The organism is Pseudomonas sp. JUb42 (assembly GCF_024807945.1).
Taxonomy (GTDB): Bacteria; Pseudomonadota; Gammaproteobacteria; order Pseudomonadales; family Pseudomonadaceae; genus Aquipseudomonas.
Genome location: NZ_JANUFD010000003.1, coordinates 374,662 through 397,382, shown reverse-complemented (window position 1 = coordinate 397,382; position 22,721 = coordinate 374,662). Strand labels below are relative to the sequence as shown.

Annotated in this window: 22 protein-coding genes; 5 read left to right on the top strand and 17 right to left on the bottom strand. The window is 59.8% G+C overall.

Annotated features, from left to right (window positions below):
• Positions 1 to 153 precede the first annotated feature (153 nt).
• The 9 genes from M2401_RS08385 to exbB form a co-directional block, all read right to left on the bottom strand.
• Positions 154 to 1,806 carry a Na/Pi cotransporter family protein gene (locus tag M2401_RS08385; RefSeq protein ID WP_259101467.1) on the bottom strand — a complete coding sequence of 551 codons (1,653 nt, stop codon included), beginning with the start codon at positions 1,804 to 1,806 and terminating at the stop codon, positions 154 to 156.
• Between the two features lie 352 nt (positions 1,807 to 2,158).
• Complete coding sequence (locus M2401_RS08380; RefSeq protein WP_259101464.1) at positions 2,159 to 2,926, bottom strand: TerC family protein; 768 nt, start codon at positions 2,924 to 2,926, stop codon at positions 2,159 to 2,161.
• Positions 2,927 to 2,990: 64 nt separating this feature from the next.
• The gene (locus M2401_RS08375; RefSeq protein WP_259101462.1) at positions 2,991 to 4,298 is read right to left on the bottom strand and encodes a CitMHS family transporter; all 1,308 of its coding nucleotides are present in this window, start codon (positions 4,296 to 4,298) and stop codon (positions 2,991 to 2,993) included.
• A 366-nt stretch (positions 4,299 to 4,664) separates the two neighbouring features.
• Positions 4,665 to 6,062, bottom strand: a complete 1,398-nt coding sequence (locus M2401_RS08370; protein ID WP_259101459.1) for an aminoacyl-tRNA deacylase and HDOD domain-containing protein — start codon at positions 6,060 to 6,062, stop codon at positions 4,665 to 4,667.
• Between the two features lie 86 nt (positions 6,063 to 6,148).
• On the bottom strand, positions 6,149 to 8,224 hold the full coding sequence (gene recG / locus M2401_RS08365; RefSeq protein WP_259101456.1) for an ATP-dependent DNA helicase RecG: 2,076 nt from the start codon (positions 8,222 to 8,224) through the stop codon (positions 6,149 to 6,151).
• The gene (locus M2401_RS08360; RefSeq protein ID WP_259101453.1) at positions 8,221 to 9,153 is read right to left on the bottom strand and encodes a hydrogen peroxide-inducible genes activator; all 933 of its coding nucleotides are present in this window, start codon (positions 9,151 to 9,153) and stop codon (positions 8,221 to 8,223) included. Before M2401_RS08360 ends, recG begins: the two co-directional genes overlap by 4 nt.
• 143 nt (positions 9,154 to 9,296) lie before the next feature.
• Positions 9,297 to 10,040 carry an energy transducer TonB gene (locus M2401_RS08355; RefSeq protein ID WP_259101451.1) on the bottom strand — a complete coding sequence of 248 codons (744 nt, stop codon included), beginning with the start codon at positions 10,038 to 10,040 and terminating at the stop codon, positions 9,297 to 9,299.
• Positions 10,037 to 10,462, bottom strand: coding sequence for a TonB system transport protein ExbD (exbD, locus tag M2401_RS08350; protein ID WP_259101449.1), 426 nt, complete (start codon positions 10,460 to 10,462; stop codon positions 10,037 to 10,039). The genes M2401_RS08355 and exbD overlap by 4 nt, the downstream gene beginning before the upstream one ends.
• A 3-nt stretch (positions 10,463 to 10,465) precedes the next feature.
• Positions 10,466 to 11,449 carry a tonB-system energizer ExbB gene (gene exbB / locus M2401_RS08345; RefSeq protein ID WP_259101448.1) on the bottom strand — a complete coding sequence of 328 codons (984 nt, stop codon included), beginning with the start codon at positions 11,447 to 11,449 and terminating at the stop codon, positions 10,466 to 10,468.
• 210 nt (positions 11,450 to 11,659) lie between these two features.
• Here exbB and M2401_RS08340 point away from each other — a divergent pair, with 210 nt between their 5' ends.
• Positions 11,660 to 12,517 carry an NAD-dependent epimerase/dehydratase family protein gene (locus M2401_RS08340; protein ID WP_259101446.1) on the top strand — a complete coding sequence of 286 codons (858 nt, stop codon included), beginning with the start codon at positions 11,660 to 11,662 and terminating at the stop codon, positions 12,515 to 12,517.
• A 115-nt stretch (positions 12,518 to 12,632) separates the two neighbouring features.
• Here M2401_RS08340 and M2401_RS08335 read toward each other — a convergent pair whose 3' ends face one another.
• The 6 genes from M2401_RS08335 to M2401_RS08310 form a co-directional block, all read right to left on the bottom strand.
• Positions 12,633 to 13,367, bottom strand: coding sequence for a hypothetical protein (locus M2401_RS08335; protein WP_259101444.1), 735 nt, complete (start codon positions 13,365 to 13,367; stop codon positions 12,633 to 12,635).
• A gap of 56 nt (positions 13,368 to 13,423) precedes the next feature.
• Positions 13,424 to 13,804: a RidA family protein gene (locus M2401_RS08330; protein ID WP_259101443.1), complete on the bottom strand. Its 381-nt coding sequence runs from the start codon at positions 13,802 to 13,804 to the stop codon at positions 13,424 to 13,426.
• Positions 13,805 to 13,828: 24 nt separating this feature from the next.
• Positions 13,829 to 15,934 carry a bifunctional GTP diphosphokinase/guanosine-3',5'-bis pyrophosphate 3'-pyrophosphohydrolase gene (gene spoT / locus M2401_RS08325; RefSeq protein WP_259101441.1) on the bottom strand — a complete coding sequence of 702 codons (2,106 nt, stop codon included), beginning with the start codon at positions 15,932 to 15,934 and terminating at the stop codon, positions 13,829 to 13,831.
• A 60-nt stretch (positions 15,935 to 15,994) separates the two neighbouring features.
• The gene (rpoZ, locus tag M2401_RS08320) at positions 15,995 to 16,258 is read right to left on the bottom strand and encodes a DNA-directed RNA polymerase subunit omega (RefSeq protein WP_259101440.1); all 264 of its coding nucleotides are present in this window, start codon (positions 16,256 to 16,258) and stop codon (positions 15,995 to 15,997) included.
• 132 nt (positions 16,259 to 16,390) lie between these two features.
• Complete coding sequence (gene gmk / locus M2401_RS08315) at positions 16,391 to 17,011, bottom strand: guanylate kinase (protein WP_259101439.1); 621 nt, start codon at positions 17,009 to 17,011, stop codon at positions 16,391 to 16,393.
• Between the two features lie 12 nt (positions 17,012 to 17,023).
• On the bottom strand, positions 17,024 to 17,887 hold the full coding sequence (locus M2401_RS08310; RefSeq protein ID WP_259101436.1) for a YicC/YloC family endoribonuclease: 864 nt from the start codon (positions 17,885 to 17,887) through the stop codon (positions 17,024 to 17,026).
• A gap of 372 nt (positions 17,888 to 18,259) precedes the next feature.
• Between M2401_RS08310 and rph the strand changes: the two genes are divergently transcribed.
• Complete coding sequence (gene rph, locus M2401_RS08305; RefSeq protein ID WP_259101434.1) at positions 18,260 to 18,982, top strand: ribonuclease PH; 723 nt, start codon at positions 18,260 to 18,262, stop codon at positions 18,980 to 18,982.
• A 26-nt stretch (positions 18,983 to 19,008) separates the two neighbouring features.
• A complete protein-coding gene (locus M2401_RS08300; RefSeq protein ID WP_259101431.1) occupies positions 19,009 to 19,377 on the top strand; it encodes a DUF4870 domain-containing protein in 369 nt (122 codons plus the stop codon).
• Between the two features lie 157 nt (positions 19,378 to 19,534).
• Here the strand turns inward: M2401_RS08300 and M2401_RS08295 are convergent, their stop codons facing one another.
• On the bottom strand, positions 19,535 to 20,314 hold the full coding sequence (locus tag M2401_RS08295; protein ID WP_259101429.1) for an exodeoxyribonuclease III: 780 nt from the start codon (positions 20,312 to 20,314) through the stop codon (positions 19,535 to 19,537).
• 82 nt (positions 20,315 to 20,396) lie between these two features.
• On the opposite strand from M2401_RS08295, the gene pyrE reads away from it, so the two are divergent.
• Both pyrE and M2401_RS08285 read left to right on the top strand, forming a co-directional pair.
• A complete protein-coding gene (pyrE, locus tag M2401_RS08290; RefSeq protein WP_259101426.1) occupies positions 20,397 to 21,038 on the top strand; it encodes an orotate phosphoribosyltransferase in 642 nt (213 codons plus the stop codon).
• A 23-nt stretch (positions 21,039 to 21,061) separates the two neighbouring features.
• Entirely contained in the window at positions 21,062 to 21,667 is a 606-nt protein-coding gene (locus tag M2401_RS08285) for a DUF4124 domain-containing protein (protein WP_259101424.1), read from the top strand.
• 126 nt (positions 21,668 to 21,793) lie between these two features.
• On the opposite strand, the gene argB is transcribed toward M2401_RS08285, so the two are convergent.
• A complete protein-coding gene (argB, locus tag M2401_RS08280; RefSeq protein WP_259101421.1) occupies positions 21,794 to 22,699 on the bottom strand; it encodes an acetylglutamate kinase in 906 nt (301 codons plus the stop codon).
• Between the last annotated feature and the right edge of the window lie 22 nt (positions 22,700 to 22,721).

The window sequence follows — 22,721 nt, the reverse complement described above, 5'->3', positions numbered from 1 at the left end:
CTTCAGTAGATTGTTTACGTTCACATGTCAGGGCTGTCGCATGACAAACCGTGGGACCGGCTTTAGCCGGGAAAGGGCCGATACATGCACTGCATTTGCATGATCATCACGACGCCTCCCCGGCTAAAGCCGGTCCCACTGGAATTCATTAGCCTACAGCGCCGGATCCGCTTCAACTTCACTGGACAGGGCGCCGGTCTCTGCCGTCTCAAGGACCGCGTAGGCGCTGCTGCAGAACAGCGAATTGAGGCGCTTCATATCAGCGATCAGCTCCAGGTGCAAGGAGCTGGTCTCCAGGCTCTGCACCACTTTGCGCTGCAAACGGCTGACGTGGGCGTGGGCCAGACGCCGCTCCTGAGCGCGGAAGCGGCGTTTCTCGCGCAGCAACTGGCGAGCGCTTTCCGGGTCGCCACTGAGGAACACTGACAGGCCCAAGCGCAAATTGGACTGCAACTGGCTCTGCAGGTCGCTGAGCTCTTCCAGCCCGACTTCCGAGAAAGAACGGCGCTGGGCGGTCTTCTGCTGCTGGATCTTGCGCAGCATGCGCTCGATCAGACCGCTGGCCAGTTCCAGGTTGATGGTCAGCTCGATGATTTCGGCCCAGCGGCGGTTGTCCTGCTCGCTGAGGTCGTCCCGAGGCATCTGCGCCAGATACAGCTTGATCGCGCTGTAGAGCGCCTCGACGTCATCATTGAGACGGCGCATTTCCTGAGTCACAGCGGTTTGCGTACCACGCAGCACTTCCAGCATCGAGGCGAGCATGGCTTCGATCAGATCACCCATGCGCAAGGTTTCGCGCACGGCATTGGCCAGGGCCAGGCTGGGTGTTGCCAGCGCCGTGAGATCGAGATGACGCGGCTTGGCCAGGCCGTTGACCTCGGCGCGCATCGGCATGATGTGCTCGCACAGCCGCGCCATGGGGCCGACCGTGGGCAGCATGAGCAGGCAACGCAGGGTGTTGTAGCTCAGGTGAAAGCCGATGACCATGTCCGATGAGCTGAAGCCCAAGCCGTCCATCCACACCACCAGCGGATTGAGCACCGGGGTGATCAGCAGCAGACCGAGCAGCTTGTACAGCAAGCTGCCCAAGGCCACCTGACGCCCGGCGACGTTCTGCATGCTGGTGGTGAGAAAGGCCAGCAGGCCGCTGCCGATATTGGCACCGATGACCAGGCCGATGGCGACGTGCAGGCTGATGATGTCGGAACCGGCCAGGGTTGCGGTGAGCAGTACTGCCGCCAGGCTGGAATAGGAGATCAGGGCAAATAACGCACCGATCAGGGCATCAAGCAGTAGATCGCCGGTCAGTGAGGCGAACAGCACCTTGACCCCGGCCGCATGGGTGATGGGCGCGGCGGCAGTGACGATCAGTTGCAGCGCCAGCACGATCAGGCCCAGACCGATAGCAACCCGACCCAACTGGCCGATGCGGGTCTGCTTGCGCGACAGGAAGAAAATCACCCCGAGAAAAATCAGCAGCGGCGACAGCCAGGACAGGTCGAAGGTCAGCACCCGCGACATCAGCGCCGTACCGACGTCGGCACCGAGCATGATCGCCAGGGCCGGGGTCAGCGCCATCAGCCCCTGGCCGACGAAGGACGTTGCAAGCATGGCGGTGGCGTTGCTGCTCTGCACCAGAGCGGTGACGAGGATACCGGCGATAAACGCCAGCGGCCGTTTCGACATGTTCTGGCTGAGCACGCGCCGCAACTGCGTGCCATAAACACGCAGGATGCCGGTACGAACGATGTGTGTGCCCCAGATCAACAGGGAAACCGCCGACAATAAATCGAGCAGGGTCAGCATACGGAAAGCCCCCTGAAATGTGCCATTGGAAGGCAAGAAGATGAAGATATGGCGATGTAGCGAGCGAAACGAGTGATTTGTTGCGCCCAACTAAGCTTTAGTTGGCCTTTGGCCAGAGCGCCAGCATGGCATAGGGAAACTTGCATTTGAAATAAATCTGTCACAAAACAAGGTTTTGTTCAGATTTTGAACAGCTAGGTGGCCATCGAAAACGGTCATGGCCGCACGCGGATTTAGCGGGGATACAAGTGTGTGGGAGCGGATTCATCCGCGAAAGCACTATTCAAGCCGCTGAAGATATATCGGTTGTACCGACCCCTTCGCGAATGAATTCGCTCCCACCGTGGGCGACTTATTGCCCCGGCACATCCTTACGCAGTTTCACCGGCTCGCTCTGGGCTTTCTTCTTCGCCTTCGCGGTACGCATCTTGATGTTGATGGCTTCCACCGCCAAAGAGAACGCCATGGCGAAGTAGACATAGCCTTTAGGCACATGGACATCGAAGGCTTCAGCAATCAGCACGGTGCCGACCACAATCAGGAACGACAGGGCCAGCATCTTCAGCGACGGGTGCTTGTCGATGAAATTACTGATGGCGCCGGCGCAGAGCATCATCACCAGTACGGCAACGATGATCGCCGCGATCATGACCGGCACATTGGAGACCATGCCTACTGCGGTGATGACCGAGTCCAGGGAGAACACGATGTCGATGATCGCAATCTGAATGATGGTGTAGAGGAACAGACCGCCCTTGCCCTTGGGCTCGTCCAGGGTTTCCTCTTCGCCTTCCAGACCGTGGTAGATCTCCTGTGAGCTTTTCCACAGCAGGAATAGACCACCGAAGAACAGAATCAGGTCACGCCCGGATATGCCCTGGCCCAGGACCACGAACAGGTCGTCCGTCAGGCGCATGACCCAAGTGATCGACAGCAACAGCATGATCCGCGTGATCATCGCCAGCGCCAGGCCGAAGAGCCGCGTGCGCGGTTGCATGGCCTTGGGCATGCGGCTGACCAAGATCGAAATCATGATGATGTTATCGATGCCCAGAACGATTTCCAGGGCGGTCAGAGTCAAGAAAGCAACCCAGATTTCCGGGTTGAGCAGCCATTCCATAGGTATTCCTTTGCACGATAAAGCCTCGCTGCCGAGGGAGCGGCAGCGAGGCGGGTGTTTTGTATTAGAGAGTGCTGAACAGCGGGAAAATCCCCATCAGCAAGGCGGCGAGCAGGATGCACAGGCACACCAGCACAGCCCATTTCAAGGTGAAACGCTGGTGGTCACCGAACTCGATACCGGCCAGTGCGACCAGCAGATAAGTCGATGGGACCAACGGGCTGAGCAAGTGTACTGGCTGACCAACGATAGAGGCGCGGGCCATTTCGACCGGGCTGATGCCGTAATGCGCGGCAGCCTCAGCGAGCACCGGCAGCACGCCATAGTAGAACGCATCGTTGGACATGAAAAAGGTGAACGGCATGCTGGCCAGGGCCGTGATGACCGCAAGGTACGGACCCAGAGCGTCCGGGATCACCGCCAGCAGGCTTTTGGACATGGCGTCGACCATGCCAGTACCGGACAGAATGCCGGTGAAGATACCCGCCGCGAAAATCAGCCCGACCACCGCCAGCACGCTACCGGCGTGGGCCGCAACACGGTCCTTCTGCGCCTGCAGGCAGGGATAGTTGACGATCATGGCGATACTGAAAGCGATCATGAACAGAACCGGCAGCGGCAACAGGCCCATGATCAGCGCGACCATCAAGGCCAGCATCAGGGCGCCGTTGAACCAGATCAGTTTAGGACGACGGGCGTCCGGGAACTGCGAGACGCTGATTTCACTGTGATCGACTTCATCGCCAACCACATGCAGCTCACCAAGGCGAGCGCGTTCACGCTTGCCGTAGAAGTAGGCAATGACCAGGATCGCCACGACACCGGCCAGCATCGCCGGGATCATCGGTACGAAGATCGCCGAAGGGTCGACATGCAGGGCACTGGCCGCACGGGCGGTCGGGCCACCCCATGGGGTCATGTTCATCACGCCACCGGCCAGAATGATCAGCCCGGCCATGATCCGCGGGCTCATGCCGATGCGGCTGTACAGCGGCAGCATGGCGGCCACGCAGATCATGTAGGTGGTAGCGCCGTCGCCGTCCAGGGAAACCACCAGAGCCAGCACGGCAGTACCTACCGAGACCTTGACCGGGTCACCCTTGACCAGCTTGAGGATCTTGCGCACGGCCGGGTCGAACAGACCGGAGTCGATCATCAGGGCGAAATACAGAATGGCGAACATCAGCATGACGCCGGTTGGCGCCAGCTTGGTGATGCCGGTGAGCATCATCGGGCCGATCTCGGCACCAAAGCCGCCGAACAGCGCAAAAATGATCGGCACCAGGATCAGAGCAATCAGCGCGGACATGCGCTTGCTCATGATCAGGTACATGAAAGCCACAACCATGGCAAAGCCGAGGAAGGTCAACATAGGAATACTCCAGGCGTTACGCGATTTGAAAAAAGCGAATAAACGAATCAGCTCAGAACGAGCGGCGCGTGGAGTCGGAATGGGGGACGAGCGAATAGCGGAGAAGTAGCGGACATCAGCATCACCATTATTTTTGTGAGCGTCGGTCTGATGCCGACGATGGTGTGATGCTAAAGGGAGAAGCTTTCAGCCAGCTTTCGCTTCGGAAATTTCTTACAAAGGTTTGGGAATACGATGAACCCACCGTTGAATGCATTCTGTGGGAGCGAATTCATTCGCGAAAACGGTGCATCAGCCATGATGATGCTGAATGTGCCGCCGCCTTCGCGGATAAATCCGCTCCCACCACTATCTAAAACGGCTGAATCAATGCCCGAACTGCGAAGCCAGTTCGCGCAGCAACACTTCGGCTTCCAGCACTTTGGCTACGGCTTCTTCCGCCTTTTCGCGGGTCAGGTGCAGGCGCTCGAACAACTCGTCTGGAATGTCCTGCTTGGGCCCCGTGCCGATATTGTGGTTACGCAGCATGCGCACCGACAGGAATACCAGATTGGCGTACTTGTGATGATCGCCCGCGTAGTAAGGGTCGTGCTGGAAGCGCAGGGCGGTGGACAGTTCTTCCGGCATGTCCCAGTAGCGCATCAGCCAGGCACCGATCTGCTCGCGGCTGATACCCAGCAAATGCTGCTCGACATAGCTGTGATGCAGATGCGGGTTGACCTCCAGCTGGCGGCAGATCAACGAGAAATGCGGCGGGAAGACGTGGGCCAGCAACAGGTAACCGAAGTTATGCAGAAGGCCGGCCAGGTAGGTCAGGCCGCCTTCCGGACGCTCAGGGCGCGGAATGGCGCGGGTCAGGCCTTCGATGACCGCAGCGGTGTAGATCGACTGCTGCCAGTACGGCGTGGTCTGTTGCGGATGATCCTTGGGCAGGCTCAGGGTTTTGCCCAACGCCAGACCCAGGGCTAGGTTGATCACCAGGTCGAAGCCCAGCACGCGCACGATGGCGTCTTCTACCGAGCGGATCTTGCCGGTGGAGGCGTAGTAAGGCGATGCCGCCCAACTGACCACTTGTGCAGCCAGGGCCGGATCGGTTTCCACCACACCGGTAATGTCGTCGATGGTTGCGTCAGGATCGACCCGCAGCTTGATGATTTTCTGCGCAGTGCCGGCCAGCGGCGGGATTTCCAGAGTCGATTCCAGGCGCTGCTGAATGCGCCGGGCGGTAAAGGCGTTTACCGCAGAGTGAATCTCCTGGCCATCATCGTGAGGCCGGTCAAGGTTCGGCGAGATCTTGTCCAGTGGCTCGCCGAAGTTGGCGGCGCTGGCTTTGCTGAGCATGCTCTTGAAGTCTTCGCTGGTGATTTCCAGCAGCAGGCCGGGTTCACCCGAATCAATCAGCAGGCTCGGCTCTTGAAGCATTTGCTCGTCGTAGAGGCAAGGCGAACTGGTCAGCGCAGGAATGCCGGGCAAAATCCGCAGGCTGTGCTTGTTGAGCATGCTCAACAGGCGAGCGTGAGGCACAGCCTTGAGGTCACGGCCGGTCAGCTCGGTCACACGCTTGAGATCCAGCAGCTGGTTCTGGCCGAACAGGATCAGCAGAGCACCGACCGCATCTTCAACCAGCACCGCCTGAACCTTGCGCGCCGCAGGAAGGCTGGCATCGTCCACGACTTCGTTGTAACTGATGCCCAGCTTGCCTAGCAAAGTCCGGATAACGGACGGGGCATGGTGGTCGTCTGCAACGTGAGCAACTTCTGTCATGATCTTTGTCCAATTTCCTACAATCGCCGAAGTATACCCGGCTTGGTTATTATGGGTCTCACTCCTTGTTCAGGCATAGACGTGCGTCACACCTGGCCGTACTGCTGTCCATGCCGCAACCAGCGCGCCAACAGTGGGCTGACATGGTGCGGCCAGTGTTCGAGCAAGACTTGAGCGGCATCGCGAACGGCAGGAAGCAAATCCGCGTCACGCATCAAATCGGCAACTTTGAATTGCAGCAAGCCCGTCTGTCGGGTGCCGAGCATCTCCCCCGGCCCGCGTAGCTCCAGATCTTTCTCGGCAATGACAAAACCGTCGTTGGTTTCGCGCATGATGCCCAGGCGCTGACGGCCGATCTGCGACAGCGGCGGATGATACAGCAGCACGCAATGACTGGCAGCGCTGCCCCGACCGACCCGGCCGCGTAACTGGTGCAATTGAGCCAGACCGAGGCGTTCGGGGTTTTCGATGATCATCAGGCTGGCGTTGGGTACGTCCACCCCCACCTCAATAACAGTGGTCGCCACCAACAACTGCAGGTGCCCCTGCTTGAACTCGGCCATGACCGCAGCTTTTTCCACAGGCTTCATGCGCCCGTGAATCAGGCCCACGCGCAACTCACCCAAGGCGCTGCTCAACTCCTCGAAGGTGGTTTCTGCGGCCTTGCAGGTGAGTTCTTCAGACTCTTCAATCAGCGTGCAGACCCAATAGGCCTGGCGCCCCTGCGCACAGGCCGCACGCACGCGCTCGACCACTTCCACCCGACGGCTGTCGACCACCAGCACGGTATTGACCGGCGTACGTCCCGGCGGCAGTTCGTCGAGGATCGAGGTGTCGAGGTCGGCGTAGGCGCTCATGGCCAGGGTCCGAGGAATCGGTGTAGCTGTCATGATCAACTGATGCGGGCACATCCGCCCGCCAACACCTTTATTACGCAGAGCCAGACGCTGCTGTACGCCGAAACGATGCTGCTCGTCGATGATCACCAGGGCCAGGTTCTTGAACTGCACTTCATCCTGGAACAGCGCGTGGGTGCCGACCACCATGGGTGTGCCACGGGCAATCTGCTCCAGCGAGGCGGCGCGGGCCTTGCCCTTGAGCTTGCCCGCCAGCCAGGCCGTCTCGATACCCAACGGCTCGAGCCAGCGCTTAAAGTTGATGTAGTGCTGCTCGGCAAGAATCTCGGTCGGCGCCATCAGCGCCACCTGGTAACCGGCTTCCAGGGCCTGCAGGGCGGCGAGGGCGGCGACCACGGTCTTGCCCGCGCCAACGTCGCCCTGGATCAGACGCAGCATGGGCTCGGGCTGACTCAGGTCGTAGGCAACTTCGTTACCGACCCGCTGCTGCGCGCCCGTAGGTGGGAAACCGAGGTTGGCGAGGAATTTTTTCGGCAGCTTCTTTGCAATGGGCAAGGCTGGCGCACGCAAGGAACGCAGGCTTTCGCGCAGGCGTTGCTGGGACAGCTGGTGAGTCAGCAGCTCTTCAAAGGCCAGACGATGCTGCGCCCAATGGTGACCGAGGGCCAGTTCTTCGACATCGGCATCGGCGGGTGGGTGATGCAGGTAGCGAATGGCATCAGCCAGGGGCGCCAACTGATAGTCCCGGGCCAGAGCCTCAGGCAGCCAGTCCGGCAGACTCTGCGGCCCGAGCATTTCGAGGCTTTGCTGGCACAACTGGCGCAGGCGTTGCTGGGTCAGGCCTTCGGTGAGCGGATAGATCGGCGTGAGGGTCTGCGCGACGGGCGCGGGCTCATCGCCGGTCAGGGCGCGGTACTCGGGATGATAGATTTCCAGCCCCGAGGCACCGGGGCGGGCCTCGCCAAAACAGCGCAAGTGGGTGCCGCGTTTGAGGCCTTCCTTCTGGGCATTGCTGAAGTGATAGAAGCGCAGGCTCAGCACACCGGTGCCATCGCCCATGCGCACCAACAGGCTGCGGCGTTTGCCCATCATCACATCGGCGCCGCTGACCACGCCTTCGACCACTGCGTCCTGCCCCGGCCGCAACTGGCCGATGGGGACGACACGGGTGCGATCCTGATAACGCAGGGGCAGGTGGAACAACACATCCTGCAGATTTTCCAGACCCACTCTGGCCAGTTTCTCGGCCATGGCCTCGCCGACACCCTTGAGCGCCGTGACCGAGACCTCGGACAACTCAGTCATGTCGCGGCAGTGCTCACTTCTTTAGGCTTCGCTACCGAGCACAGGCGTACCGAATCCGCGAGGATTTCGATGGCCTTGGGCCGTGGGAAGCTGGCACGCCAAGCGATGGCAACGGTACGGAATGGCACCGGCGGCGTCAGGGGACGAACTTCGATCACGCCGGACGCATAGTGGTGACTGTCGACCGCCGACAACGGCAGGATCGAAATCCCCAGACCGGATGCGACCATGTGGCGAATGGTTTCCAGCGAGCTGGATTCGACCGTGGTGTGCCTGGCGCCTTCGCTGCCCTTGGTCAGGGTCGGACAGGCTTCCAGCACCTGATCGCGGAAGCAGTGGCCTTCGCCCAACAGCAGCAGGCTCTTGTCGTTGAGCGCCGAAGCATCGATGGTTTCCTTCTGCGTCCACGGATGATCCGCAGGCATCAGGACATAGAACGGCTCGTCGTACAGCGGCAGGGTCAACACATCGGCTTCATTGAACGGCAGTGCAATGATGATCGCGTCCAACTCGCCATTGCGCAGCTTGTCGCGCAGCACATGGGTGAAGTTTTCTTCGATATACAACGGCATCTGCGGGGCAACCCGATGCAGTTGCGGGATCAGGTGCGGGAACAGGTAAGGGCCGACGGTATAGATGGCGCCGACCTTGAGCGGTGCGGTCAGCTGGTTCTTGCCGGCCTGGGCCAGTTCACGAATGCCCTGAGCCTGTTCGAGGACTTTCTGCGCCTGGGCAACGATGCCTTCGCCAACCGGAGTCAGGCGCACGGCACTCTTGCTGCGCTCGAAAATCAGCACACCGAGTTCATCTTCCAGCTTTTTCACGCCCACCGAGAGTGTCGGCTGGCTGACGTGGCAGCGTTCGGCGGCATGGCCGAAGTGCTGTTCCTGAGCGAGGGTAACGATATAGCGCAATTCTGTGAGAGTCATAGCGTGCGTCCATGAAGTTGCGGCCCCAGCATAGCGGCTGCAATCGATAGACGCACGTTATCAACGGCACTGATTTACATCAAAAGGACATTTGAGAGCAGTTGTTGCCGTTTCAATGCAGCGCATTGAAACGGCAACAGCCCCTAGCGGTGATCCAGGGAGTAAACGAACGGCGCCAGAATCTCGATAGTGCCGTTGTTCAGATCTTCCTTCGGCGGCTTGGGCACCGGCTGGGCGCGACGGATCATCTCCAGCGTGGCGCGATCCAGGACCGGGCTGCCGGAGCTGCCAGCGATCGAGTAAGACACCACGTTACCTTCGGCATCAACGACGAAGCGCAGGCGAGCAACACCCTGCGTACCGCGACGACGAGCGTCTTCCGGGTACTTCTTGAATTTGCCCAGGTGACGCAGCAAGTCACCCTGCCAGCTTGGTAAGGCACTGCTCGGCGGCGCCGGTAGCGAAGCCTGGGGCGCAACCGGCTTGGTCGGCGTTGGCGGCGCAGGAGGCGTATCCACAGGCGTTTCTTCAGCCGGCTTTTCCTGAGGCGGCTCAGGCTTCTTCTGCGGCTTGGGTGGCTGCGGTTTCGGCTTGGGCTTTGGCACCGGCTTGGGAATGGCAATTTCCGGCTTCGGCGCCTCGACCAGCTTGGGCATGGGCGGCTCTTCCACCGGCGTCGGCGGCGTTGGCGGTTGAACGACCTTGGGCGGTGGTGGCGGCGCAGGCTCCGGTATCGGGGCCAGCTCGACCATCATGGGTGCGGGAGGAAGTTCTACGGCCTGGGTAGTAGGCCAGCGAAGCGCCAGGAGAATCGCAACGGCGTGAATCAGCAGCACCACAATCAGGCTGCCGCTGTAGCGCGTCATTTGTTGGCGCATCGTGATCATTTCTTGCCAGCCGTCTCGAGGCCCACCAGACCGACTTTCAGATAGCCCGCAGTGCGCAGGGTATTCATCACGTCCATCAGGTCGCCGTAGTCGACACCCTTGTCAGCCTGGAAGAAGATCGTGGTGTCCTTCTTGCCATGGGTCTTGGCATCCAGCACGGCGCCGAGTTGCTCACGGGTGACCTTGTCGTCGCCCAGATACAGGTTCTGGTCCGCCTTGACGCTGAGGAACACCGGTTTCTCGGGCCTGGGCTGCGGCTTGGCGGTGGAAGCGGGCAGGTCGACCTTGATATCGACCGTGGCCAGGGGCGCCGCCACCATGAAGATGATCAGCAACACCAACATCACGTCGATAAACGGCGTTACGTTGATTTCGTGGTTTTCGGCGAGGTCATCGCCACCTTCGTTTAAATGCAGGCCCACGGCTTAGCCCACCTTGACCATGTGCGGTTGTTCTTTGCGCTCTGGTGGCAGGTGATCCAGGTCGCGGCTGACCAGCAGCAGAACCTGTGCCGATGCATCGGAAACCTGCGCCTTGTAGCCAGCAATGGAGCGGGCGAAAACGTTGTAGATGACGACCGCAGGAATGGCCGCAACCAGACCCAGGGCCGTTGCCAGCAGGGCTTCGGCGATGCCCGGCGCAACGACAGCCAGGTTGGTGGTCTGGGTCTTGGCGATACCGATGAAGCTGTTCATGATGCCCCAGACAGTACCGAACAGCCCCACGAATGGCGCGGTGGAACCGATAGTGGCGAGAACGCCAGTACCGACGCTCATGTTGCGGCCACAGGCAGCGACCAGACGCTCCAGGCGGAAGCTGACACGCTCCTTGATACCTTCACGCTCACGGCTGTTGACCGACAGACGCATTTCTTCCATGGCATCCTGCACCAGCAGGTGCGCCAGGGTGCCTTCGCGGCTGGCATGTTCACCGGCCTCATTAAGAGTGCGGGAGCGTTTGAGCAGGGCGATGTCCTTGCGCAGACGACGCTTGGCGCCGATCAGCTCGAAGCCCTTGGCGATCCAGATGGTCCAGGTCAGGATCGAGGCAATGGCCAGACCGATCATGACCGCTTTCACAACGAGGGCGGCGTTCTGGTACATGCCCCATGGCGACAGGTCATGGGCCATGCCAAGGCTGTTGGCGCCTTCTTCCGGCAGAGCTTCCAGAGTTTCGACAGGTGCGGCAGCCGTTGCGCCGGGTACAGCGGCCGGCGCAGCAACTGGAGCCGTCGCAGGAGCCGCCGGCGCTGCTTCACTATGGGCAGCAGGTGGTGTCGTGGTGGTCGTCTCATCGGCCAGGGCAACAGGTGCGAGCATCATGCTCAGCACAAGGGCTGCGATACCACCCCAGGCGCGATGAGCGCTAGGTGGGTTGGTTGGCGAAGCGGAGGATTGAATACGTGTCATGCTGGCCTGACCTGAGGAGATAAAGAGGGGCTTCGTTCCGTGCATCACGCACTGCCTGGACGCACTGAGGGAGAACAAATGGTGCGGCATTATTGCAAGTAATTCTTGTTAACAAAAGCATTACGCCTTTTTTTTAGCGCTTTCCTACGCTGATCGGAAGATTTTCTCTTCGTTCCGATCGCAAAAATCGACCTTTACCGGAGAATCTAAATGTCTGCCCCTTCCGTACTGATCGCTGGCTGCGGCGATATAGGAAGCCGTCTGGCCCGGCAGTTACAGCCCCATGGCTGGCTCATTTACGGCCTGCGTCGCAACATCGCGCACCTGCCCGAAGGGGTCCGCGGCGTCGCGGGCAATCTGTTCGACGCACAAATCCCCGCCGACTGGCCGACCGGCAGCATCGATTACCTGGTGTATTGCGCCACCCCGACCGAGCGCGACGAGGCGGGCTACCGGGCCGCCTATGTCGACGGCCTGCGACATGCGCTGGATTGGTTGCAACAGAATGGGCAAAAACCACGAAGGGTCATTTTCGTCAGCAGCAGCAGCGTGTACGGGCAACAACATGGCGAGTGGACCGATGAAACCTCGGTGACCACGCCCGGCGGCTTTTCCGGCCAGATCATGCTCGAGGCCGAACAGACCGCGCTGAACAGCGGCTTGCCTGCCAGCATCGTGCGCCTTACCGGAATATATGGGCCTGGGCGCAGCGATCTATCCAATCGGGTGCGCCAGGGCTACAGCGTCGCCAGCGAGCCGCCACTCTACGCCAACCGCATCCACGCCGATGACGCAGCCGGGCTGCTGGCGTGGCTGTTATTGGTCGATGCCAAGGGAGAAGTGCTGGAAGACACCTATATAGGTGTCGACGACGAGCCTGCGCCGCTGGCCGAAGTCGTGGACTGGATGCGCAAGCGGTTGAATGTCACGCAATGGGCCGAGAACAGCACCCTGCGTCGCACCGGCAGCAAACGTTGCAGCAACGCCAGGGCCAGAGCGACAGGCTGGGTGCCGCAGTATCCGAGTTATCGCGAGGGGTATGCGGCGTTGCTTTCGGTCGACGCCTGACACCAACTTTGTGGGAGCGAATTCATTCGCGAAGAGGCCCGTACATTCGACGGATATCTGTTGGTCAGAATACCGCTTTCGCGAATGAATTCGCTCCCACAAGTCGCGCCCACTGTCAGTTGCGCTCAAGCAACCAGCGACGATTGCCCGGATGCAGTTCGGGCATGTCGTTCTCCGCGGCCTTGTTCAGCGCCTGGAAAATCTCCAGTTGCTTGCCCTTGCGCACGAAGATCCATGGATTGCCTTGCTCGTTCTTTTCCAGCCACATGCTGTCGTATTCGCCGCTCATGGACGCACAGTCGCCAGCCAGGCACAGTGCATAACGATCATTTTCCGGCAGGCCCTGCACGCTGCCGTCAGGCATGAACTGCACGGTGCTGCCCTGGCCGTCGCCACTGACGATGGTCCATTTGCCGCCCAGGTAGGCACCATACAAGGCCCGCTCGAAACTGGCGCCAACCGGCGCACCGGCAGGGGCCGGGTCCTTTGGTGGCTGAAAGTGCTGTTCGGGACCAGACTCACTGGCGGCCTGGATCAGCTCGTCACCTTTGATACTCAACTCATCGGAGTAGTTGTAGTAGTCGACATGCACCTTGCCGTTGGCGATGCTGGTGATCTTGCCTTCAACCAACTCGAAACCATTGGTGTAAGTCACCTGGCTCGCCTTGGTATTGATATGCCATTCCAGGTTCGGCCCATTGGCCAGCAGCGCCTGACGCAGATTGTCGCCCTTGGCGGCAGCATCGATCGCGGCCTGGTTGATCCAGGTGCCATCGGGAGAACGATTGCTGTGGCTGGCGCAGCCGCTCAGGACAGCGGCCAGCAGTGAGAGGGCGAGCGCAAAGCGCATAACAGAGTCCTTCCTAAGCAGGAGGGCGCAACGACACAAGCGCTGCGCCTGGGGATTTATTCGAGAACCAGAATCGCGTCCATCTCGACTTGAGCGCCACGCGGCAAGGCAGCAACGCCGATGGCGGCGCGGGCCGGGTACGGCTGTTCGAAATATTTGCCCATGACTTCGTTGACCTTGGCGAAATGGCTCAGATCAGTCAGGAAGATGTTCAGCTTAACGATGTCCTTGAACGAACCGCCTGCTGCCTCAGCCACAGCCTTGAGGTTTTCGAAGACCTGAACGGTCTGGGCTTCGAAGCCTTCGACCAGTTCCATGGTTTTCGGGTCCAGCGGGATCTGCCCGGACATGTACACGGTATTGCCAGCCTTGATCGCCTGGGAATAAGTGCCGATGGCCGCCGGGGCGTTGTCGCTGCTGATAACGGTCTTGGACATGAAAAACTCCTGTTGGGCTTGGGACTACGCGCGCATGCGGGTGATGCGAATCACGCCGGTCAGGGCGCGCAGTTTCTTGATCACGCGGGCCAGGTGCACGCGGTCGTGCACGCTGACCACCAACTGGACCACGCTGATACGACCATCGCGCTCGTCCATGCTGATTTTCTCGATGTTGCCGTCGGCGGCGTTGACGCTACTGGCCAGCAGGGCGATCAGGCCACGCTGATGCTCAAGCTCGACGCGCAGTTCGACATTGAACTCACCCGTGACGTCCTTGGCCCACGACAACTGAATGCATTTTTCCGGGTTGTGGCGGATTTCGCTGATGTTGCGGCAGTTGTCCAGGTGCACGACCATGCCCTTGCCCGCCGACAGGTGGCCAACAATCGGGTCGCCCGGGATCGGCGTACAACACTTGGCGTAGCTGAGCACCAGACCTTCGGTGCCGCGAATCGCCAGCGGACCTTCGGTACTCGGCAACTGATCGCCTTCGCCAAGCAGGCGGCGGGCCACCACGTAGGCCATGCGATTGCCCAGGCCGATGTCTTCGAGCAGATCTTCAATAACCTCGACCCGGTACTCGGCCAGGACTTGCTGGACCCGCTCGCCCGGAATTTTTTCCAGGCTGCTGTCGAAACCGTTCAGGACCTTGTTCAGCAGACGCTCGCCCAGGCTGATGGATTCCGAACGGCGCTGCAGCTTGAGAGCATGGCGAATATGGGTGCGCGCCTTGCCGGTCACGACGAAATTGAGCCAGGCCGGATTAGGTCTCGCCCCCGGCGCACTGACGATTTCGACGGTCGAGCCGCTTTGCAACGGTTCAGACAACGGCGCCAGACGACGATTGATACGGCAGGCGATGCAGCTGTTGCCGACGTCGGTGTGCACCGCGTAAGCGAAGTCCACCGCCGTGGAGCCTTTGGGCAGCTCCATGATCCGGCCTTTTGGCGTGAAGACGTAGACCTCGTCCGGGAACAGGTCGATCTTTACGCTCTCGATGAATTCCAGAGAGTTGCCGGCTCGTTGCTGCATTTCCAGCACGCCCTTGACCCACTGGCGGGCACGGGCATGAGTGCCTTTGGGCTGCTCATCGTCACTGGACTTGTACAGCCAGTGGGCGGCGATGCCGTTGTTGGCCATCTCTTCCATTTCCTTGGTGCGGATCTGGATCTCGATGGGCACGCCGTGCATGCCGAACAGCGTGGTATGCAGCGACTGGTAGCCGTTGGCCTTGGGAATCGCGATGTAATCCTTGAAGCGTCCCGGCAGCGGCTTGTACAAATTATGTACAGCACCGAGCACGCGATAGCAGGTATCGACCTTGTCGACGACGATCCGGAACGCATAGACGTCCATGATCTCGTTGAAGGCCCGGCGCTTGCCGCGCATCTTCTTGTAGATGCCGTACAGATGCTTCTGCCGCCCGCTGACTTCACCCTGGATTTCGTCCACCGCCAGGCAGTGGCTCAGGGACTCTTCGATCTTGTTGACCAGTTCCTTGCGGTTACCGCGGGCGCGCTTGACCGCCTGATAAATGCGCGAGGAGCGCATCGGGTACATGGCCTTGAAACCCAGGTCTTCGAATTCGATACGAATGGCATGCATGCCCAGCCGGTTGGCGATGGGCGCATAAATTTCCAGGGTTTCCTTGGCGATGCGGCGGCGTTTTTCGCCGGACAGGACTTCAAGGGTGCGCATGTTGTGCAGACGGTCGGCCAGCTTGACCAGAATCACGCGAATGTCCCGCGCCATGGCCATGGCCATTTTCTGGAAGTTTTCGGCCTGGGCCTCGGCCTTGGTCTCGAAGTTCATCTGGGTCAGTTTGCTGACCCCATCGACCAGTTCGGCCACAGTTTCGCCGAACTGCGCACAGAGCGCTTCCTTGGCGATACCGGTATCTTCGATCACGTCGTGCAGCATGGCGGCCATCAGGCTCTGATGGTCCATGTGCATGTCGGCAAGAATATTCGCGACCGCGAGCGGATGCGTGACGTAGGCCTCACCGCTGCGGCGGCGCTGACCATCGTGGGCTTGCTCGGCGTAGAAATACGCTCGGCGGACCAGATTGACCTGGTCGTGGCCGAGGTAGGCCGACAGGCGATCGGCGAGAGCGTCTATGCTCGGCAAGATAAGACTCCTTGCCGATGGCTTGTGCTCTGCGCCGTACTACGTCGACACGGCATAGGCTTAGAGAGCCTCGTTGGACTCGTCCTCGAACGCCGCGAACAATGGTTCATCTTCAACGATTTCAGCTTCTGCGATTACAGCGTAATCCATCAGGCCAGCAGCGATTTCGCGCAGCGCCATAACGGTAGGCTTGTCATTTTCCCACGCCAGCTTTGGTTCTTTGCCGCCGGTTGCCAGTTGACGAGCACGCTTGGTAGAGAGCATGACCAGCTCAAAGCGGTTATCGACGTGTTCCAGGCAGTCTTCAACGGTTACGCGGGCCATGGGTATTCCTCGTAGCAAATGCGGATGCGCGATGCCCGGATGGGCGAGCGGACTCGATAGTTTACAAGCGGACAGGTGCAAGCTTCAAGCGGCAAGCCACAAGCGGTCGGGTTTTCGCAAGCTTCAGCAGGTTCAGGCGAGCAATTCGCTGAGCAGATTGCTGAATTGTTGCTGCTGATGCGGCTGGGTCAGACGGTTGGCGCGGAAAATCGCCTTGAGGTCTTCCAGGGCACTGGCGAAATCGTCGTTGATCACCACATAGTCATACTCGACGTAGTGGCTCATCTCGCTGACCGCCTCACGCATGCGCCCCTCGATGATGTCATCGCTATCCTGGCCACGGTTGGTCAGACGCTGGCGCAGGGCCTGCTGGGTCGGTGGCAGGATGAAAATCGAACGGGCATCGGGCATGACCTTGCGAACCTGTTGCGCACCCTGCCAGTCGATTTCCAGAATCAGGTCGTGACCTTCATCCAGAGTCTGCTGCAGACGGCTTTGCGAGGTGCCGTAGAGATTGCCGAAGACTTCGGCCTGCTCAAGGAAGTCACCATGCTCGATCATCCACACGAACTGGGTGCGATCGACGAAGTGATAGTTCACCCCATCGGCTTCGCCCGGGCGCATGGCGCGGGTGGTGTGGGAAACCGAAACGCGGATCTGCGGCTGCGCGTCGACCAAAGCCTTCACCAGGCTGGTCTTGCCTGCGCCCGAAGGTGCGGAAACGATGTACAGGGTGCCGGTGCTGTGGGTCATGTAGGGGTAGCCTTACTCAATGTTCTGCACTTGTTCACGCATCTGCTCGATCAACACCTTGAGGTTGACCGCAGCCTGGGTGCTGCGCGGGTCGAAGGCTTTGGAGCCTAGTGTATTGGCTTCGCGGTTGAGCTCTTGCATCAGGAAATCCAGGCGACGCCCGGCTTGCCCGCCTGCCTTGAGCACCCGGCGCACCTCGGTGACATGGGTGCTCAGGCGATCAAGCTCTTCGGCAACATCGCTTTTCTGCGCCAGCAGGACCATTTCCTGCTCAAGGCGCAGCGGATCGAGCTCGGCCTTCATGTCGGCAAAACGATCCAGCACTTTCTGCCGCTGAGCCGCCAGCATCTGCGGCACGAGGGTACGCAAGGTAGCGACCTCTGCCGAGATCGAAACCAACCGTTCGTCGAGAAGTTTAGCCAGATCGGCGCCTTCACGACCACGACCGAGCTTGAGTTCGGTCAGCGCATCGTTGAACAGCTCCATCGCCTCGACATTCAGGGCCTGGGGATCGCTGGCATCAGCTACCAGAACGCCTGGCCAGGCCAGCACTTCCAGCGGGTTGAGCCCGGCTGGCTGCTTGATCAGGCTGGCGACGATTTCCGCCGCCGCCACCAGTTGCGTGGCGCGCTCGCGATCGACCTGCAACGGCTTGCCTGCGGTTTCTTCAGTAAAGCGCAGGGTGCATTCGACCTTGCCCCGGGACAACCCCTGGCGCAGCGCCTCGCGCACGGCACCTTCGAGATCGCGAAACGATTCCGGCAGCCGCAGGTGCGGTTCGAGGTAGCGATGATTGACCGAGCGTAGCTCCCAGCTCAGTGTGCCTTGAACGCCTGCCCGTTCTACTCGGGCAAAAGCCGTCATGCTGTGCACCATGGGAAGTCCCTCTTGAATGCGTTTAAGAGCGCTGCCGCAGGCGATGCCTTGCCGATTGAACGTCATGAATAGCTGACAGGCTGCGAAGGCGCAGGATTGTAGCGCAGAGCGGCACAGGCTCCCAATCCGACAGTGCGACAGATAAGTCATGGTCGCGTCTGCCAGCTCGAAAACACACCGCAAAGCCCCGTTATTGAGCTTCGGCAACAAAATGAAACCAAGTCGCCGACTTTTAGAGATGCCCTATAAAGGTTGTGACCCTGGGGCTTGATGCCGGTTCAGACATACCGCCGCACAGCCCGTGGCTCGCGCTGTAACAGCATCCGCCCCTATAATGGTCGGCAGTTTTCCGTCCCAGTACAGGTATCCCAGATGAAACGTCCAAGTGGTCGCGCCGCCGATCAGCTCCGCTCGATCCGCATCACCCGCAACTACACCAAACACGCCGAGGGTTCCGTACTGGTCGAGTTCGGTGACACCAAAGTCATCTGCACGGTCAGCGTCGAAAACGGCGTTCCGCGTTTCCTCAAGGGCCAGGGCCAGGGCTGGTTGACTGCGGAATACGGCATGCTGCCCCGCGCTACCGGCGAGCGTAACCAGCGCGAAGCCAGCCGTGGCAAGCAAGGCGGGCGTACGCTGGAAATCCAGCGCCTGATCGGCCGCTCCCTGCGCGCAGCACTGGACATGTCCAAGCTGGGCGATATCACCCTGTACATCGATTGCGATGTGATCCAGGCCGATGGCGGCACCCGCACCGCCTCCATCACTGGCGCCATGGTGGCCCTGGTCGACGCGCTGAAAGTGATCAAGAAACGTGGCGGCCTCAAAGGCGGCGACCCGCTCAAGCAAATGATCGCCGCCGTTTCGGTGGGTATGTATCAGGGTGAGCCGGTCCTGGACCTGGACTACCTGGAAGACTCGGCTGCCGAGACCGACCTCAACGTCGTAATGACCAGCACTGGCGGCTTCATTGAAGTCCAGGGCACCGCTGAAGGCGCGCCGTTCCAGCCTGCGGACCTGAACGCGATGCTGGCTCTGGCACAAAAAGGCATGAACGAGATTTTCGAGCTGCAACAAGCCGCACTGGCCGACTGAATCAATGCACGCAGGGAGTTGCAGTAATGAGTGACAGCCAAACGCCGATACCCCAACCCAGCGCGGAAATCCGTCAATGGGCGATGTTCTGTCACCTGGCTGCCTTCCTCGGCCTGGTCCTGCCGTTCGGCAACCTGATCGGGCCACTGATTCTGTGGCAGATGAAAAAGGAGACCGATCCTTTTATTGATGCCCAGGGCAAGGAAGCCCTGAATTTCCAGATCACTGCGTCCCTGGCCATCGCCGTCAGCATCATGCTGATCGTGGTAATCATCGGCTTCCCGCTGTTGTTGCTGATCGGCATCGGCGCGACCGTGCTGACCATCATTGCAGCGATCAAGGCCAATGACGGTTTGTCGTATCGCTATCCGTTTTGCTGGCGGCCGGTTAAGTAGATCTCTGATCCGTTGGAGCGAGGCTTGCCCGCGAAAAATCTCTACCCGGTATGCCTGATGTACCGAGTCGCTCGATTCGCGGGCAAGCCTCGCTCCAACGACCGCAGACATAAAAAAGCCGACTCAACGTCGGCTTTTTTGTGGGCGGTATCTGCAATCAGATAGTCAACGTCCAGTCATAATCCACAATCAGCGGCGCATGCTGCGAAAAACGCGGCTGACGCGGCAGACGCGCGCTGCGTACGAAGCGACGCAGGCCCGGGGTCAACAACTGATAGTCGAAGCGCCAACCCAGGTTGAGCATTTCAGCCTGTTCGTTGTCCGGCCACCAGCTGTACTGATCGCCTTCACGACTGACTTCGCGCAAGGCATCGACATAACCCATATTGCCGACAATCTCGTCCATCCAGGCACGTTCCGGCGCCAGGAAGCCCGGAGACTGCTGGCTGTCACGCCAGTTCTTGATGTCGAGCTTCTGCTGCGCAACATACAGCGAGCCACAATAAATGTACTCGCGACGTTTACGCCGTTGCTTGTCCAGATATTTGCCGAAGTCGTCCATCAACTTGAATTTCTGATTCAAGTCTTCGTCACCGTTCATACCCGACGGCAACAACAACGTTGCAATACTGAGCTTGTCAAAATCTGCTTGCAGGTAACGCCCGTAACGGTCGGCTGTTTCAAAGCCCAGGCCGCTGATAACCGCCTTTGGCTGCAACCGAGAGTAAAGCGCCACGCCACCTTGTGCGGGAACTTCAGCCTCGCAGGCATAAAGGAAGTAGCCGTCCAGTTGGAAGGCTGGGTCGTCCAGTTCAAAGGCGGAGGCGCGGGTGTCCTGAAGACAGATGACGTCGGCATTCTGAGCCTGCAGCCAACTGAGCAAACCACGCTCGACTGCGGCTTGAATGCCATTTACGTTCACACTGATGATCCGCATAAATGGCCCCAAAAATCACGTGCGTGTATGATACCCGAGCTCTACCTAATTAGCTAAATCCGTGCTATCCGGGACTTTTTTCATGCAAGCGTATCAGCGCGATTTCATCCGTTTTGCCATCGATCGCGGCGTTTTGCGCTTCGGTGAGTTCACTCTCAAGTCCGGGCGCACCAGCCCTTACTTCTTCAATGCCGGCTTGTTCAACAGTGGTTCTGCACTGGCACAACTGGGTCGCTTTTATGCGGCCGCCGTGGTTGAAAGCGGTATTTCCTTCGATGTCCTGTTCGGCCCGGCCTACAAGGGCATTCCCCTGGCGGCCGCGACGGCCGTGGCTTTGGCGGAACAGCATCAGGTCGATACACCCTGGTGTTTCAACCGCAAGGAAGCCAAGGCCCACGGCGAAGGCGGCAGCTTGGTCGGCGCACCATTGAGCGGCAATGTGCTGATCATTGATGACGTGATTACTGCAGGCACTGCGATTCGTGAAGTCATGCAGATCATCAATGACCAGGGCGCAACCGCCGCTGGCGTGCTGATCGCGCTCAATCGCCAGGAACGCGGCAACGGCGAGCTGTCAGCCATCCAGGAAGTCGAACGTGACTTCGGCATCCCGGTCATCAGCATCGTGTCGCTGACTCAAGTACTGCAATTCCTGGCCGATGATCCACAATTGAAGCAACACCTTCCTGCCGTTGAGGCCTATCGGGCGCAATACGGGATCTAAGTCTGTAACGCTCTGGGGTTCTTATGCGTAGATTGAGCGTCATCGGCCTGTCTCTTTCGTTGGGCCTGTGCTCGTCACTGGGGGCCTGGGCGGAAGAAAAGGCACCGGAAGTCCTGTTGTATCGATATATCGATGACAAGGGCGTCACCGTGCTGGACCGCCAAGGCGTGCCGCCCGAGTATTCGGGCAAAGGCTACGAAGTGCTCAATCAACGGGGTCGCGTGGTACAGGTCGTGCCACCGGCGCCGACGCCCGAAGAGATCCGCGCAGCCGAGGCAGCCAAGATACAGGCCAGTGCCGACGCGCAACTGCTGCACCTGTACAGCAACGTTGATGATGTTGACCGTGCCAAGGCGCGCAAGCTGGCCGAGCTGGATGGCCTGGTCAACATGACCCAGGGCAACCTCAAGGGCGTCACCAACCAGCAGAGCAGCCTGCAAAGCCAGGCAGCCGATCAAGAACGGGCCGGGCGTCCGGTGCAACAGCAGTTGCTCGATCAGCTCAATGACCTGCGCGAACGTCAGCAAGCCCTGCAGGCCGATATCGCCCGCTATCAGGCGGCTCGCAAGCAGGCCGAGGCCAGCTTTGCGGTGGATCGAAGCCGGGTGCAGAAACTCACGCAGCAGTAGCTGATAAAACGTGCCTTACGCTGGAACGGATTTTTGTAGGCCTGTTTTTGATTGGGCGATGGCGTCGAGCAAAAAAAAGACCTCACCGGCAAAACCGGTGAGGTCTTTTTCATTCAGCCAACCGAATCAGTGACGCTTGCGATTGCTGATCAGGGTACCCACACCGGTATCGGTGAAGATTTCCAGCAGTACGGCATTCGGCACCCGGCCATCGATGATGTGCGAGGTGGTCACGCCGCCCTGGACCGCTTCCAGCGCGCAACGGATCTTCGGCAGCATGCCGCCGTAGATGGTGCCGTCGGCGATCAGGCTGTTGACCTGTTCGGTGGTCAGGCCCGTCAATACGTTGCCTTCCTTGTCCATCAAGCCAGCGATATTGGTCAGCAGCATCAGTTTCTCGGCCTTCAGGGCCTCGGCAACCTTGCCCGCCACCAGATCGGCGTTGATGTTGTAGGACTCGCCATTCGGGCCGACACCAATTGGCGCAATGACCGGAATGAAGTCGCCCTTGACCAGCATGTTCAGCAGATCGGTGTTGATGCCGACCACTTCGCCGACCTGGCCGATATCAATGATTTCAGGCTTGGTCATTTCCGGTGTCTGGCGCGAAACGGTGAGTTTCTTCGCCCGAATCAGCTGTGCATCCTTGCCGGTCAGGCCGATGGCGCTGCCGCCATGACGGTTGATCAGGTTGACGATGTCTTTGTTGACCTGCCCGCCCAGGACCATTTCCACGACGTCCATGGTCTGGGCATCGGTCACGCGCATGCCGTCGATGAAGTGACTCTCGATGGACAGACGCTTGAGCAGGTCACCGATTTGTGGGCCCCCGCCGTGAACCACCACCGGGTTGATGCCTACCGCCTTCATCAGCACGATGTCGCGCGCGAAGCCGGTTTTCAGCTCCTCGCTCTCCATGGCGTTGCCGCCGTACTTGATGACTAGCGTCTTGCCGACAAAACGGCGGATATACGGCAACGCTTCGGACAAGACCTTGGCGGCGTTGGTGGCGGCATCACGTTCGAGGGTCATTCAGGGCTCCAGTCAAAAAAAC

Bases quoted from the DNA above. Each gene is read 5' to 3' on its own strand.
- M2401_RS08385 (WP_259101467.1), bottom strand. From the start codon at position 1,806: ATGCTGACCCTGCTCGATTTATTGTCGGCGGTTTCCCTGTTGATCTGG.
- M2401_RS08380 (WP_259101464.1), bottom strand. From the start codon at position 2,926: ATGGAATGGCTGCTCAACCCGGAAATCTGGGTTGCTTTCTTGACTCTG.
- M2401_RS08375 (WP_259101462.1), bottom strand. From the start codon at position 4,298: ATGTTGACCTTCCTCGGCTTTGCCATGGTTGTGGCTTTCATGTACCTG.
- M2401_RS08370 (WP_259101459.1), bottom strand. From the start codon at position 6,062: ATGACAGAAGTTGCTCACGTTGCAGACGACCACCATGCCCCGTCCGTT.
- recG (WP_259101456.1), bottom strand. From the start codon at position 8,224: ATGACTGAGTTGTCCGAGGTCTCGGTCACGGCGCTCAAGGGTGTCGGC.
- M2401_RS08360 (WP_259101453.1), bottom strand. From the start codon at position 9,153: ATGACTCTCACAGAATTGCGCTATATCGTTACCCTCGCTCAGGAACAG.
- M2401_RS08355 (WP_259101451.1), bottom strand. From the start codon at position 10,040: ATGATCACGATGCGCCAACAAATGACGCGCTACAGCGGCAGCCTGATT.
- exbB (WP_259101448.1), bottom strand. From the start codon at position 11,449: ATGACACGTATTCAATCCTCCGCTTCGCCAACCAACCCACCTAGCGCT.
- M2401_RS08340 (WP_259101446.1), top strand. From the start codon at position 11,660: ATGTCTGCCCCTTCCGTACTGATCGCTGGCTGCGGCGATATAGGAAGC.
- M2401_RS08335 (WP_259101444.1), bottom strand. From the start codon at position 13,367: ATGCGCTTTGCGCTCGCCCTCTCACTGCTGGCCGCTGTCCTGAGCGGC.
- M2401_RS08330 (WP_259101443.1), bottom strand. From the start codon at position 13,804: ATGTCCAAGACCGTTATCAGCAGCGACAACGCCCCGGCGGCCATCGGC.
- rpoZ (WP_259101440.1), bottom strand. From the start codon at position 16,258: ATGGCCCGCGTAACCGTTGAAGACTGCCTGGAACACGTCGATAACCGC.
- gmk (WP_259101439.1), bottom strand. From the start codon at position 17,011: ATGACCCACAGCACCGGCACCCTGTACATCGTTTCCGCACCTTCGGGC.
- M2401_RS08310 (WP_259101436.1), bottom strand. From the start codon at position 17,887: ATGGTGCACAGCATGACGGCTTTTGCCCGAGTAGAACGGGCAGGCGTT.
- rph (WP_259101434.1), top strand. From the start codon at position 18,260: ATGAAACGTCCAAGTGGTCGCGCCGCCGATCAGCTCCGCTCGATCCGC.
- M2401_RS08300 (WP_259101431.1), top strand. From the start codon at position 19,009: ATGAGTGACAGCCAAACGCCGATACCCCAACCCAGCGCGGAAATCCGT.
- M2401_RS08295 (WP_259101429.1), bottom strand. From the start codon at position 20,314: ATGCGGATCATCAGTGTGAACGTAAATGGCATTCAAGCCGCAGTCGAG.
- pyrE (WP_259101426.1), top strand. From the start codon at position 20,397: ATGCAAGCGTATCAGCGCGATTTCATCCGTTTTGCCATCGATCGCGGC.
- M2401_RS08285 (WP_259101424.1), top strand. From the start codon at position 21,062: ATGCGTAGATTGAGCGTCATCGGCCTGTCTCTTTCGTTGGGCCTGTGC.
- argB (WP_259101421.1), bottom strand. From the start codon at position 22,699: ATGACCCTCGAACGTGATGCCGCCACCAACGCCGCCAAGGTCTTGTCC.